A 13258-nucleotide genomic window follows, 5' to 3' on the forward strand; every position below is an offset into this window, starting at 1 on the left:
GGGGCCGATGAGCAGAGAAGGAAGCGCCGCGGCGCGGGCCGGCCGGCTGCGGCTGTACGGGCTGGTGTTCCTCGTCGTCATCGGCCTGCTGCTGTCGCTGTCGGTGGCCGTGTACCAGCAGGTGTTCACCTCGGTGGTGCGCATCACGCTGGAGGCGGACTCGCTGGGCAACCAGCTCGATCCGCGGGCCGACGTCAAGCTGCGCGGGCTGCTGGTCGGCGAGGTGCGCGAGGTGCGGGCCGACGGGGAGAAGGCGACGCTCGACCTCGCGCTGAAGCCGGAGCACGTGTCGCGCATCCCGGCCGATGTACACGCCCGGCTGCTGCCGAAGACGCTGTTCGGCGAGAAGTTCGTCGACCTGGTGGTGCCCGAGGGCTCCTCGGGGCGGCATGTCCGGGCCGGGGACGTCATCTCGCAGGACCGCACCCGGGCCGGTATCGAGGTGCAGCATCTGATGAACGATCTGCTGCCGCTGCTGCGGACCGTACGGCCCGCGGACCTCAACGCGACGCTGACCGCGTTCGCGACCGCGCTGGAGGGCCGCGGCGACCGGATCGGTGACAACCTCGTACGGCTGGAGCGGTATCTGAGCAGGCTGAATCCGCACATGCCGTCGCTCCAGGAGGACATCTCGCGGTTCGCGGACGTGGCTGAGGTGTACGGGGACGCGGCGCCGGACCTGATGCGGATCCTGCGCAACTCGATCACCACCAGCCGCACCGTGGTGGAGAAGCGGGAGCAGATTGCCGCCGCTCTCACCGGGACGGCGAAGGTCGCGGGGACGGCGGAGAAGTTCTTCGACGACAACGGGGAGCGGCTGATCACCCTGGGCCGGGTCTCCCGCCCGACCCTCGACCTCTTCGCCCGTTACTCGCCCGAGTACCCGTGTCTCCTGAAGGGCCTCGAGCGTCAGAGCCGGGAGTCGGAGAAGGCGTTCCGGGGCGGCGAGATGCGCATCACCCTCGAATTCGTCCATCCGCGACCCGCGTACCGACCCGGTGAGGAACCCCGTTATGCCGAGCGCTCCGGCCCCGACTGCCGTGGCATTCCCGGTCCTTCGGTGCCGGCGGGACACACGAAGCTCGACGACGGCACGAAGGACGTCGCGGCCGGCGGCGCGCCGCCGGGCGGCTCGGTCTCCGCAACGGCGGCCGAGCAGCGGGCCGTCGGCTCACTGGTCGCGCCGGTCCTCGGGGTGCCCGCCGACCGGGTGCCCGCGGTGGCGACGCTGCTGTTCGGGCCCATGGCGCGAGGGACGGCGGTGAGCGTGGCATGAGGGCTTCACGAGCCACCCGGGTCACCGGCCCGCTGGTCAAGTTCCTGCTGTTCGCGGCGGTGACGGTCCTCGCGACCACGCTGCTCGCGGCGACGATCGTCAATGTCTCCTTCACCCCGGAGCACACGTACCGCGCGGTGTTCACCGACGTCACCAGCCTGGAGGAGGGCGACGACATCCGCGTCGCCGGCGTACGCGTCGGCGAGGTCGAAGACATCCGGATCAAGGACCGGACGCTGGCCGAGGTGACGTTCTCCGTCACCCGTGACCGGCCGCTGCTGACCAGCACCGGGGCGATCATCCGCTACCGGAGCCTGGTGGGACAGCGGTATGTCGCCCTCACCGAGGGCGCGGGCGACGGGACCCGGCTGAAGCCGGGCGCGACGATCCCGCTGTCCCGGACGCAGCCGGCGCTCGACCTGAACGCGCTGCTGGGCGGTTTCAAGCCGCTGTTCGCGGCGCTCAGCCCGAAGGACGTCAACCAGCTCGCCACCAACATCATCAAGACGCTTCAGGGCGAGGGCGGCACGGTCAACAGCCTGCTGGCGCACACCGCGTCCCTGACGACGACCCTCGCGGACCGAGACGAGCTGATCGGGTCGGTGATCGACAACCTCAACACCACGCTGCAGACCCTCGACAAGCGCGGCGCCCGGTTCTCCGCACTGCTCAAGCAGTTGCAGCGGCTGATCTCCGGACTGTCCGCCGACCGCGAGCCGATCGGCTCCTCGCTGGAGAACATCGGCGCGCTGACCGAGGCGACGTCCGGTCTGCTGGAGGACGCCCGGCCGCCGCTGAAGGACGACATCGCCGAGCTGACCGACCTCACCAAGACGCTGAACGACAACGAGAAGACCGTGGAGGGCGTGCTGAAGCGGCTGCCGAACAAGCTCAACAAGCTGACGGGGACCGCCTCGTACGGTTCCTGGTTCAACTTCTACCTCTGTGACTTCGACGGCCGAATCGTGCTGCCGAAGACCCGAGAGGTGATCACTCCGGAGCTGCACGTGGCACGGGCGAGGTGCGGCGGATGAGGCGGCGTCTGTTCTCCCGCAAGCGGCCGATGACGCCGTTCCGTGAGCGGAACCCGGTGGTGATCGGCGCGGTCGGCATCACGGCGCTCGCGCTGCTGACGACCGCCGCGTTCAACGCCGACAGCCTGCCGGTGATCGGCAACGGCGAGACCTACAGCGCGGCGTTCTCGGAGGCCGGCGGACTCAAGCCGGGCGACGAGGTGCGCATCGCGGGGGTCAAGGTCGGCAAGGTCGACGAGGTCGATCTCGCCGGCGACCATGTGAAGGTCACCTTCAAGATCAAGGGCGAGCCGGAGTTCGGCACGCGGACCGGCGCGGCCATCCGGATCAAGACGATCCTGGGCGCGAAGTACCTGGCCCTGCAGCCGAAGGGGTCGGGGCAGCTGCGGCCCGGGAGCGAGATCCCGCTGGAGCGCACCACCCCGGCGTACGACGTCGTCCAGGCGTTCAGCGATCTGACGACGACCAGCGAGCAGGTCGAGACGGAGCAGTTGGCGAAGGCCCTGGACACCATCTCGACGACCTTCGAGGACTCGCCGGAGGAGGTGCGCGCCTCGATCAAGGGGCTGTCGAAGATCTCGAAGACGGTGGCCTCGCGCGACGACGACCTCCGCGAACTGCTGAAGCACGCCAACTCGGTCACCAAGGTGCTCTCCGAACGTTCCGGCGAGTTCTCCACCCTGGTCAAGGACGGCGACGCACTGTTCAAGGAGATCTCGCGGCGCCGGGCGGCGATCCACGCGCTGCTCAAGAGCTCGGCCGCGCTCGGCATCCAGCTCTCCGGCCTGGTCAGGGACAACGAGAAGGAGATCGGCCCGGCGCTGAAGGGGCTGAACCAGGTGGTGCGGATGCTGGAGCGCAACCAGGCGAGCCTGGACCGCAGCGTCGCACTGCTCGCCCCGTACGTGCGGGTCTTCACCAACACCCTCGGCAACGGCCGCTGGTTCGACAGCTACATCCAGAACATGGTCGCCGCCCCGGTGGTCCCCCGGACAGGAGACTCGCGATGAAGGGCCGCATCCGTTTCAACCCGACCCGCTTCAAGGGGGTCCGCTTCGACCCCAAGGGCCGTGCGGCCCGGCTGACGGCGGCCGCCGTCGCCGTGGCGCTGCTGGTCTGCACCGTGGTCGTGCTGTGGCCGCGCGAGGAACCGGTGCGTGTCACCGCGTACTTCCCGCGCACGGTGGGCATCTATCCCGGCTCCGACGTGCGGGTGCTCGGCGTACGCGTCGGTGAGGTCACCAGGATCATCCCCGAGGGCGGCCGGGTGCGCGTGGAGCTCGAGTACGAGCCCGGGCGCAAGGTCCCCGCCGACGCCCGGGCCGCGATCATCAACTCCTCGGTGGTCAGCGACCGTTACGTGCAGATGCTGCCGGTGTACCGGGGCGGGCCCGTGATGCGCGACGGCGCGGTGATCCCCGAGACCCGCACGGCCGTGCCGGTGGAGCTGGACCGGGTCTTCGACAGCCTGCACACCACGGCGGACGCCCTCGGGCCGCGCGGCGCCAACAAGGACGGTTCGCTCTCGCGGCTGCTGGGGGTGAGCGCCGACAACCTGGACGGCCAGGGCGAGAATCTGCACCGCACTGTGGAGGACCTGTCGCAAGCGGTCACCACGCTGTCGGACGGCCGGGAGGACCTGTTCGGCACCGTACGCAATCTGCAGGTGTTCACCGCGGCGCTCGCCGCCGACGACAAGAGCGTGCGGTCGTTCAACGACAGCCTCGCCGCGGTCGCCGACCAGCTCGCCGGGGAGCGCAAGGACCTCGCGGCGGCCCTCAAGCATCTGGGGGCGGCGCTCGGCGACGTGTCGAGGTTCGTGAAGAACAACAAGAAGGCGCTGACCGACGACGTGAAGGGGCTCAGCAAGGTCACCAAGGTGCTGGTCACCCAACGGGCCGCGCTGGCGGAGCTGCTGGAGGTCGCGCCCACCGGCCTCTCCAACCTCCAGAACGCCTACAACCCCTCCTCCGGCACCCTCGACACGCGCAACAACCCCGACCATCCGCAGGACCCGGCGGCCCTGCTGTGCTCGCTGCTGAAGACCACCGGCGACACGGGAGGCGACAACCCGGACTGCGCGGAGCTGGAGAAGCTGTTCGACTCGCTGCCCGAGGTGGGGCACACCGGCCCGGCGCCGGGCACCGGGCAGGTCGACCGGACGCTCGGCGGAATACTGGAGGCACGCGCATGAGTGCACCCCGCAGGCACCGGGCCGTCGCCCTGGTCACCGCCATGGGCTCCATACTGCTCACAGGCTGCGAGTTCAACGGCCTGTACGACATCGACCTGCCCGGCGGGGCGGCCGCCGACGGCAACGCCTACCACGTGACGGCCGAGTTCGGGGACGTGCTCGACCTGGTCCCGCAGTCGGCGGTGAAGGTCAACAACGTCACGGTGGGCGCGGTCGAGAAGGTGGAGCTGGTCGGCTGGCACGCCCGGGTGCGCCTGCGGATCGCGGACCATGTGAAGCTGCCCGCCAACGCCGTCGCCGGTCTGCGGCAGACCAGCATGCTCGGCGAGAAGTACGTGGCGCTGTCCCCGCCGGTGGGCGTCGAGCCCGAGGGCCGGCTCACCGACGGCGCGCGCATCCCGCTGTCGCGCACCGGGCGCAACCCCGAGATCGAGGAGGTGCTCTCCGCCCTGTCCGCGCTGCTGAACGGCGGCGGTGTGGCGCAGCTCAAGACGATCACCGTGGAGCTGAACAAGGCGCTGGAGGGCCGGGAGAACCGGGTCAAGGACCTGCTCGGCGAGCTCGACACGTTCATCGGCGGGCTCGACAAGCAGCGCAAGGAGATCGTCCGGGCGCTGGCGGGCATCGACCGGCTGGCGAAGCGGCTGGCCGCGGAGAAGAAGACGATCGCGCAGGCCGTGGACACCATGCCCGGCGCGCTGAAGGTCCTGGCCGACCAGCGCCGCAATCTGACGGCGATGCTGACCTCGCTCTCGGACCTCGGGAAGGCGGGCACCAAGGTGATCAACGCGTCCCACGCGGACACGGTGGCCAACCTCAAGAGCCTGCGGCCGATCCTCCAGCAGCTCAACAAGGCGGGCAGCGATCTCCCCAACTCGCTGGAGCTCCTGACGACCTATCCGTTCCCCCGGAACGTGACCGGCGCCATCAAGGGCGACTACGTCAACCTCAAGATCACCGCGGATCTGGACCTGGCGAGCATCTACGGCAACCTCGCCGAGAAGCCGGAGGCCCCGGACGGGCCCGGGCTGCCGGAGGTCCCCCGCGCGCCGGACCTGCCCGGCGTGCCCGGGGTGCCCGGCCTGCCGAACACGCCTCTGCCGACCGAGCCGCCCGGTGTTCCCGGCGCGCCGACGCCGGAGGCTCCCCCGCCTCCCGGCGGCGACGGACCGCTGTGTCCGCCGGTGTGCACCGGCAGCCAGGTCGCCCACGGATACGGGGACGACGACGGACGCCGGCTGCCCGCGGGGATCGATCTCGCACTGGCCGAGCTGATGCTGAAGGGGATGCAGCCGTGATCACACGTACGGTCAGGGCCCAGTTGATCGCGTTCGCCGCGGTCACCGCCGTGGGGTGCTCGTACGTCGGAGCCCGCTACACGGGCCTCGTCGACGCCCTGCTCGACCGCGGATACACCGTGCGGGCCGACTTCGCGGCGTCGGGCGGCATCTTCGAGGGCGCGGAGGTCACCTACCGGGGTGTTCCGGTGGGCCGGGTCGGTGAGTTGCGGCTCGCCGACGCGGACGGCGTGTCGGTGGCGCTGGACATCGAGGACGGCACCCGGATACCGGCGGACACGCTGGCCGTGGTGGCGAACCGTTCCGCGGTCGGCGAGCAGTACGTCGACCTCCAGCCGCGCCGCTCCGACGGCCCGTATCTGCGCGAGGGCAGTGAGATCCCGCGCGCCGACACCCGGGTCCCGCTGCCCACGACGGCGCCAGTCCTCAGCCTGGACCGGCTGGTGAAGTCGGTCGGCAAGGACGATCTGCGGGTCACGGTCGACGAGCTCGGCAAGGCCTTCGCGGGCACCGGGCCGCATCTGAGCAAGCTGGTGGACTCCGGAAACCTGCTGGTCGAGTCTGCCTCGGAAAACCTTCCCGAGACGATCTCGCTCATCGAGGACTCGCGGGTGGTACTGAAGACCCAGAGCGACAAGGGATCGGCGATCAAGTCGTTCTCCGGCGACCTGGCCGCCCTGACCGCCGAACTGAAGGCACGCGACGGCGACTTGAGGCGGCTGATCGGCAACACCGCCCCGGCGGCGCAGGAGGTCGACTCGCTGCTGAAGTCCAACGAGACGCATCTGCCGGTGCTGCTCTCCAACCTGATCAGCGGCGGCCAGGTCACCGTGGCCCGGCTGCCGGGTGTGGAGCAGGCGCTGGTGACCTTCCCGGTGATCGTCGCCGGCAGCTACACCGTGATCCCGGGCGACGGCACCACCCACTTCGGCATGGTCGTGAACGCCGACGACCCGCCGCCGTGCCGCCAGGGCTACGGCACCCAGCGGCGCGATCCGGCGGACACCTCCGACCGGCCCGCCGACACCGGGGCGCGCTGCACCGAGCCGCGCGGCAGCGGAACCTCGGTGCGCGGCGCCCAGAACGCGCCCGGCCCCTCGGGGTCCGGCGGCGCACGGCGGGCGGCGCACGTCACCCCGTACGACCCGGAGACCGGCACCCTGGCCGGTCCCGGCGGCACGCTCATCGAGATCGGCTCGACGGGCGGCGAACAGAGCACGTTCGGAAAGGACTCGTGGCAATGGCTGCTCGTGGGACCGATGGCATGAGCACGGACGAGATACGCGCGGACGCGCCCCAGGACCCGGCACAGGCGGACGACGCGGTCGAGGATCCGGTGCCCGCGGACGACGCGCCCGCGGACGACGCATCCGCCGACGACACGCGCGCCGCCCGCGCACGGCGGCTCGGCGACCGGCTGGCCGCCGCGGCGCGCCGCGGCGCGGCGCTGCCCGTGACGCTCGCCGTGGCGACCGTCGCGGCGACGGCGCTCAGCGGCTGGCTGTGCGTCGAGGTGTACGAGCAGCGCGCGGCGGCGGACCGGCAGCAGGACGTGCTGGCCGCCGCCCGCCAGTCGGCGCTGAACTTCACCTCCCTGGACTACCGGCACTACGACCGGGACAGCGCGAACGTGCTCAAGGGCGCGACCGGCGACTTCAAGAAGCAGTTCGCCGCGCAGACCGACGAGTTGACCAAGCTCGTCGCCGCCAACAAGTCGGTGTCGCAGGGGCAGGTGCTCGAAGCGGGCATCGTCAGCGCCGACGAGCAGTCGGCGCGGGTGCTGGTCGTCGCCGACAGCAAGGTCACCAACACCGCCGCGCCCGAGGGGCAGGCCCGGACCTACCGGCTCCAGCTCGACCTGGTGCTCGAACGGGGCCGCTGGCTGACGTCCGATGTCGAGTTCGTCGGCTGACCCGGCCGCCCTCCCGAGCACACCCGTACGAGAAGCAGTGAGGAGCAAGACCATGGCGAAGGCGACCATCCGGGGCCGTGGCTCCACCCCTCCGGGCAGCCGTTCCATGACGGCCGCCGCGCGCGCGGCGGCCAAGCGGTCCGAGCGGGACCGGACCGGCCCCGGCGGCCCTGCCGTACGGGACGTGCCGCGCCCGCCCGTGCGCGGGCGCGTGACGGCCCCCGACGACGCGTCGCAGGCCCGCAGGGACGAGAACCAGCAGGTCGGGCCGGTCGTGGTGGCCGAGGAGACGGAGAGTGCCTCGTCGCGGCGCGGGCGACGGCGGCGGGGGCGGCTCTGCGCGCTGCTCGCCGTGCTGGTGGTCCTGGCCGTGGCCGCGGCGGGTGTGCTGGCGTGGGAGTACGCCGAGGGACGGCGTACGGACGCGGCCCGCGCGCAGGCGGTGGCGGCCGCGCGGAAGGCGGCGCCGGTGGTCCTGTCGTACGACTACCGCAGGCTCGACGCGGACTTCGCCGCGGCGCGCGGGCATCTGACCGGCGCCTTCAAGGACGAGTACGGCCGGACCACCGGCAAGGTCGTCGCGCCGACGGCGAAGAAGTACCACGGCGTCGTCAGGGCGAGCGTGGTGAAGCCGCCGGACGGCGGTGCGCCGGCGGCGTCCGTGGTGTCCGCGTCGCCGGACCGGGCCGTGGTGCTGCTGTTCGTCAACCAGGTCACCACCAGTACGCAGGTCACCGGTGAACGGGTCGACCTGAACCGGGTCCGGATGACCATGACCCGCACGCCGGACGGATGGAAGGTGAGCGCCGTCGACGCGCTCTGAGGACCCCTCTGGACGCGGGGGGCCGCCCCCGACCCCCCGCACGCCTCCCGAGCAGGGACGGAAGAAGGCTTGACCGGCCTTCGGACGACCCGCTCGGGAGGCGCTTTTTTTGTGGCCGCTCTTGACAGTCGTCACCTCGCCCGGAGATTATTCCGTCAGACAGAAAGAGACTTCCGCTATACGGAAGGGGCCCACAACCCCATGGGATACAGCGACCACCGCTACGACGTGAACCTCTCGATCCTCTTCGCGGAACTCCCGCTGCTGGAGCGCCCCGCGGCCGCCGCCGCGGCCGGCTTCACCGCGGTCGAGCTGTGGTGGCCGTGGATCGAGACCCCCACCCCGCCGCAGGCCGAGCTCGACGCGCTGAAGAAGGCGCTCGACGACGCCGGCACGCAGCTGGTGGGCCTGAACTTCTACGCCGGGCGACTGCCCGGACCCGACCGCGGCGCGCTCTCCGTGCCGGGCGACGAGTCGGACCGTTTCCGCGCCAACATCGACGTCGCGGCCGACTTCGCCGCCTCGGTCGGCTGCACGGCGCTCAACGCCCTGTACGGCAACCGCGTCGAGGGCGCCGACCCGCAGGTCCAGGACGCCCTCGCCCTGGAGAACCTGGTGCTCGCGGCCCGCGCCGCCGACCGCGTCGGCGCGATCCTGCTGGTCGAGACCCTGAACAAGCCGGAGTCGCCGCTGTACCCGCTGGTCAGCGCCCCGGCCGCGATCGAGGTGATCGACAAGGTGAACGCCGCGACCGGCCTCGGCAACGCGAAGTTCCTGCTGGACGTCTACCACCTGTCGATGAACGGCGAGGACGTCTCCCAGGTCATCGCGGCGTACGCCGACAGGACCGGTCACGTCCAGATCGCCGACAACCCGGGCCGCGGCGCGCCGGGCACCGGCTCGCTCCCGCTGGAGCAGCTCCTCGACGAGCTGAAGAAGGCCGGTTACGAGGGCCGGGTCGGCCTGGAGTACAAGGCCGGCGACCGCCCGAGCGCCGAGTCCTTCGACTGGCTGCCGGCCGCGGCGCGCGCCGCCCGCTGACGTTCCTTACACGCTTTTCAGAGAGGTACCCGCGATGAGCACTCTTCCCAAGGTCGCATGGATCGGACTCGGCATCATGGGCTCCCCCATGTCCGAGAACCTGCTGAAGGCCGGTTACGCCGTCACCGGCTACACCCTCGAGCAGGACAAGCTGGACCGCCTCGCCGCGGCCGGCGGCACCGCGGCCGGTTCGATCGCCGAGGCCGTCAAGGACGCCGACGTGGTCATCACCATGGTCCCGGCCTCCCCGCACGTCGAGGCGATCGCCTACGGCCCCGACGGCATCCTGGCCAACGCCCGGCAGGGCGCGCTGCTGATCGACATGTCCTCGATCACCCCGCAGACCTCCGTCGACCTGGCGAAGAACGCGGCGGACAAGGGCATCCGCGTCCTCGACGCCCCGGTCTCCGGCGGCGAGGCGGGCGCGATCGAGGCCGTGCTGTCCATCATGGTCGGCGGCGAGCAGGCCGACTTCGACACCGCCAGGCCGATCCTCGAAGCCCTCGGCAAGACCATCGTGCTCTGCGGCCCGCACGGCTCCGGCCAGACGGTGAAGGCCGCCAACCAGCTGATCGTCGCCGTCAACATCCAGGCGTGCGCGGAGGCCGTGGTCTTCCTGGAGAAGTCCGGGGTGAACCTGGAGGCCGCGCTGGACGTCCTGAACGGCGGCCTGGCCGGCTCGACCGTGCTGACCCGCAAGAAGGACAACTTCCTGAACCGGGACTTCAAGCCGGGCTTCCGGATCGACCTGCACCACAAGGACATGGGCATCGTCACCGACGCCGCCCGCAACGTCGGCGCCGCGCTGCCCGTCGGCGCGGTCGTCGCCCAGCTGGTCGCCTCCCTGCGCGCCCAGGGCGACGGCGGCCTGGACCACTCGGCCCTGCTGCGCTCGGTGGAACGCCTCTCGGGCGACCGGTCCTGACCCGGCGGGCCCACTCCGGCCCGCTCCCACAAGCTTCCGGTCGGCGTCGGCGCTGACACCTGTCCTGTCGCGCCCAGGCGCCGACGCCGGCCGGAACACTCTCCCCCATTTTCAACAAACTGTTGACGTTTCGTTCGGCTCGTATTTACGCTCCTCGAACCGTCACCCAGTGCAGCTCCCGTACGGAAGGTCACGATGTCGAAGCGCGTGCTTACGACCGAGTCCGGCGCCCCCGTCGCCGACAACCAGAACTCCGCCACCGCCGGCGTCGGTGGCCCCATCCTCCTCCAGGACCAGCACCTGCTGGAAAAGCTCGCGCGCTTCAACCGTGAGCGCATCCCGGAGCGCGTGGTGCACGCCCGCGGCTCCGGCGCGTACGGGTACTTCGAGGTGACCGACGACGTCACCGGCTTCACGAAGGCCGCCTTCCTCTCCGAGGTCGGCAAGCGCACCGAGACCTTCATCCGCTTCTCCACCGTCGCCGACTCGCTCGGCGGTGCGGACGCGGTGCGCGACCCGCGCGGCTTCGCGCTCAAGTTCTACACCGAGGAGGGCAACTACGACCTCGTCGGCAACAACACCCCGGTGTTCTTCATCAAGGACCCCATCAAGTTCCCCGACTTCATCCACTCCCAGAAGCGCGACCCGTTCACGGGCAAGCAGGAACCGGACAACGTCTGGGACTTCTGGGCGCACTCCCCCGAGGCGACGCACCAGATCACCTGGCTGATGGGCGACCGCGGCATACCCGCCTCGTACCGCCACATGAACGGCTACGGCTCGCACACCTACCAGTGGACCAACGAGGCGGGCGAGGCCTTCTTCGTGAAGTACCACTTCAAGACCAACCAGGGCGTGCGCTCGCTCTCCTCCGAGCAGGCCGCGGAGCTCGTCGGGCAGGACGCCAACTCGCACCAGACGGACCTGCTGCAGGCCATCGAGCGCGGTGTGAACCCGTCCTGGACGCTGTACGTGCAGGTCATGCCGGCGGCGGAGGCGGCCGACTACCGCTTCAACCCGTTCGACCTGACCAAGGTGTGGCCGCACGCCGACTACCCGCTCCAGCGGGTGGGACGCCTGGTCCTCGACCGGAACCCGGACAACGTCTTCGCCGAGGTCGAGCAGGCCGCGTTCTCGCCGAACAACTTCGTTCCCGGCATCGGCCCCTCGCCGGACAAGATGCTCCAGGGCCGGCTGTTCGCGTACGCCGACGCCCACCGCTACCGCCTCGGCGTCAACCACACGCAGCTGCCGGTGAACGCGCCGAAGGCTGTTCGTGGGGGGACTGCCGACAACTACGGCCGTGACGGCGTGATGGCCACCCGCTACGGCTCGCGCCACGACAAGAACTACGAGCCCAACTCGTACGCGGGCCCCGCCCAGACGGACGCCGCGCTGTCGGCCCCGCTGGCGGTCCAGGGCTGGACCGGCACCCACGCCGCCCCGGCGCACGTCAAGGACGACGACTTCTTCCAGGCCGGCGAGCTCTACCGGCTGATGTCGGAGGAGGAGAAGGCGCGTCTGGTCGCCAACATCGCCGGCGGCCTGTCCCAAGTCACCCGCGACGACGTGATCGAGAAGAACCTGTCCCACTTCCACGCCGCCGACGCCGACTACGGCAAGCGCGTGGAGGAGGCGGTCCGCGCGCTGCGCGAGGACTGACAGCGAGACTGCGCCCGGGAGTGACGGGAGGTCACCCCCGGGCGTGAGCCCGCGAAGCGGACCCGGATGAGGGGTGGTCCGCGGACGGGCTGAAGCGAGGACCGCGGTGGTCGTGCGATGCCAGTGCGGTGGTGAAGGCCCGCGGGACGTGTTCTGACCTGAAGAACACGCACCGCCGGGTCAATCGCCCCACCGCGGTCCCAGCTCCACCCTCACTTCCTCCCCCTCCCCGCCAGGCGGCGAGAATGACCGATCCTGCACGCCCCTCAGCGGCTGCGCCGGACTCCGTCCGGCCACTCCCCCATAGCCCCGCCCGGCGGCGCGAACGTCCTGTCGCGCCAGCCTCGCACCGTCGGGCGGCATCAACCGCACAGCCCGAGCGCGTGATCCGGTACGGTCCCGGACCACGCGTTCGACGATCAGGGTCCGGCCTTCGCACAGAGGCCGGGCCCTGTTTCGCGTTCCCGTTCAGCGCTCCTTGCCGCCGGAGGCCAGAGACGCGACCGCCTGCTCCAGACGCGCCGTTCGGGTGCGGTCGGACCGGGCCTTGAGCAGGCCGAGGACGATCTGGTACCGCTCCGTTCTGCCGAGGCCCTCGAAGGCCTCCCGGGCCCGCGGGTTCACCTGGAGCGCGGCGGCCAGGTCCGGCGGCACCTCGGCGTCGCGCTGCGAGGCGTACGCGGCCTCCCAGCGGCCGTCCGCCTTCGCCGCGGCGACCTCCGCGAGTCCCGGCTCGCGCATCCGGCCGGCGGCCGAAAGCTCCGCCACCCGCCTGACGTTCACCTGCGACCAGGTGCTGCGCGGCCGGCGCGGGGTGATCTTCTGCAGATACCGGACGTCGTCGCGCGAGCGCCGCAGACCGGTGATCCAGCCGAAGCAGAGCGCCGCGTCGTTGACGTCGCCCGCGCTCGGCGAGGGCACTCCCGACCCCTTCTTCGCGAGCTCGACCCACAGGCCGGGCGCCGTGTCGTGGTTCTCCTCGAGCCACGCCTCCAGCTCCGGCAGTCCGGGGAAGGCGAGCAGCGGCAGTCCGTCCAGCGTCTCCATCCGCCCAACGCTAGCCCGGGGAACGCGGAAGGGTCCGGTCCGCACG

General features: G+C 71.1%; 12 protein-coding genes. 11 read left to right on the plus strand and 1 reads right to left on the minus strand.

From position 1 onward, the window contains the following. Positions 1-7: 7 nt before the first annotated feature. From ACWD01_RS10420 to ACWD01_RS10470, 11 genes are all read left to right on the plus strand, one after another. Positions 8-1276, plus strand: coding sequence for an MCE family protein (locus ACWD01_RS10420; RefSeq protein ID WP_451160134.1), 1269 nt, complete (start codon positions 8-10; stop codon positions 1274-1276). Then, positions 1273-2310 carry an MCE family protein gene (locus tag ACWD01_RS10425; protein WP_451160136.1) on the plus strand — a complete coding sequence of 346 codons (1038 nt, stop codon included), beginning with the start codon at positions 1273-1275 and terminating at the stop codon, positions 2308-2310. Before ACWD01_RS10420 ends, ACWD01_RS10425 begins: the two co-directional genes overlap by 4 nt. 29 nt (positions 2311-2339) lie before the next feature. After that, positions 2340-3320: an MCE family protein gene (locus ACWD01_RS10430; RefSeq protein WP_451160296.1), complete on the plus strand. Its 981-nt coding sequence runs from the start codon at positions 2340-2342 to the stop codon at positions 3318-3320. Then, the gene (locus tag ACWD01_RS10435; protein WP_451160138.1) at positions 3317-4504 is read left to right on the plus strand and encodes an MCE family protein; all 1188 of its coding nucleotides are present in this window, start codon (positions 3317-3319) and stop codon (positions 4502-4504) included. The genes ACWD01_RS10430 and ACWD01_RS10435 overlap by 4 nt, the downstream gene beginning before the upstream one ends. Continuing rightward, positions 4501-5802, plus strand: a complete 1302-nt coding sequence (locus ACWD01_RS10440; protein WP_451160140.1) for an MCE family protein — start codon at positions 4501-4503, stop codon at positions 5800-5802. Before ACWD01_RS10435 ends, ACWD01_RS10440 begins: the two co-directional genes overlap by 4 nt. Continuing rightward, the gene (locus ACWD01_RS10445; protein WP_451160142.1) at positions 5799-7070 is read left to right on the plus strand and encodes an MCE family protein; all 1272 of its coding nucleotides are present in this window, start codon (positions 5799-5801) and stop codon (positions 7068-7070) included. Before ACWD01_RS10440 ends, ACWD01_RS10445 begins: the two co-directional genes overlap by 4 nt. Continuing rightward, the gene (locus ACWD01_RS10450; protein WP_451160144.1) at positions 7067-7714 is read left to right on the plus strand and encodes a hypothetical protein; all 648 of its coding nucleotides are present in this window, start codon (positions 7067-7069) and stop codon (positions 7712-7714) included. The genes ACWD01_RS10445 and ACWD01_RS10450 overlap by 4 nt, the downstream gene beginning before the upstream one ends. Before the next feature lie 52 nt (positions 7715-7766). Continuing rightward, positions 7767-8537, plus strand: a complete 771-nt coding sequence (locus tag ACWD01_RS10455; protein ID WP_451160146.1) for a hypothetical protein — start codon at positions 7767-7769, stop codon at positions 8535-8537. Positions 8538-8738: 201 nt separating this feature from the next. Beyond that, positions 8739-9578: a TIM barrel protein gene (locus ACWD01_RS10460; protein WP_451160148.1), complete on the plus strand. Its 840-nt coding sequence runs from the start codon at positions 8739-8741 to the stop codon at positions 9576-9578. A 34-nt stretch (positions 9579-9612) separates the two neighbouring features. Next, positions 9613-10503, plus strand: coding sequence for a 2-hydroxy-3-oxopropionate reductase (locus ACWD01_RS10465; protein ID WP_451160150.1), 891 nt, complete (start codon positions 9613-9615; stop codon positions 10501-10503). A gap of 195 nt (positions 10504-10698) precedes the next feature. Further along, positions 10699-12165, plus strand: a complete 1467-nt coding sequence (locus ACWD01_RS10470) for a catalase (protein WP_451160152.1) — start codon at positions 10699-10701, stop codon at positions 12163-12165. Between the two features lie 468 nt (positions 12166-12633). Here the strand turns inward: ACWD01_RS10470 and ACWD01_RS10475 are convergent, their stop codons facing one another. After that, complete coding sequence (locus tag ACWD01_RS10475; RefSeq protein ID WP_451160154.1) at positions 12634-13212, minus strand: YdeI/OmpD-associated family protein; 579 nt, start codon at positions 13210-13212, stop codon at positions 12634-12636. Positions 13213-13258: the final 46 nt, after the last annotated feature.

The sequence above is a fragment of the Streptomyces sp. NPDC002835 genome (genome assembly GCF_053591995.1).

Coding starts and splice junctions, on each gene's coding strand:
- ACWD01_RS10420 (WP_451160134.1), top strand. CDS start 8: ATGAGCAGAGAAGGAAGCGCCGCGGCGCGGGCCGGCCGGCTGCGGCTG.
- ACWD01_RS10425 (WP_451160136.1), top strand. CDS start 1,273: ATGAGGGCTTCACGAGCCACCCGGGTCACCGGCCCGCTGGTCAAGTTC.
- ACWD01_RS10430 (WP_451160296.1), top strand. CDS start 2,340: ATGACGCCGTTCCGTGAGCGGAACCCGGTGGTGATCGGCGCGGTCGGC.
- ACWD01_RS10435 (WP_451160138.1), top strand. CDS start 3,317: ATGAAGGGCCGCATCCGTTTCAACCCGACCCGCTTCAAGGGGGTCCGC.
- ACWD01_RS10440 (WP_451160140.1), top strand. CDS start 4,501: ATGAGTGCACCCCGCAGGCACCGGGCCGTCGCCCTGGTCACCGCCATG.
- ACWD01_RS10450 (WP_451160144.1), top strand. CDS start 7,067: ATGAGCACGGACGAGATACGCGCGGACGCGCCCCAGGACCCGGCACAG.
- ACWD01_RS10455 (WP_451160146.1), top strand. CDS start 7,767: ATGGCGAAGGCGACCATCCGGGGCCGTGGCTCCACCCCTCCGGGCAGC.
- ACWD01_RS10460 (WP_451160148.1), top strand. CDS start 8,739: ATGGGATACAGCGACCACCGCTACGACGTGAACCTCTCGATCCTCTTC.
- ACWD01_RS10465 (WP_451160150.1), top strand. CDS start 9,613: ATGAGCACTCTTCCCAAGGTCGCATGGATCGGACTCGGCATCATGGGC.
- ACWD01_RS10470 (WP_451160152.1), top strand. CDS start 10,699: ATGTCGAAGCGCGTGCTTACGACCGAGTCCGGCGCCCCCGTCGCCGAC.
- ACWD01_RS10475 (WP_451160154.1), bottom strand. CDS start 13,212: ATGGAGACGCTGGACGGACTGCCGCTGCTCGCCTTCCCCGGACTGCCG.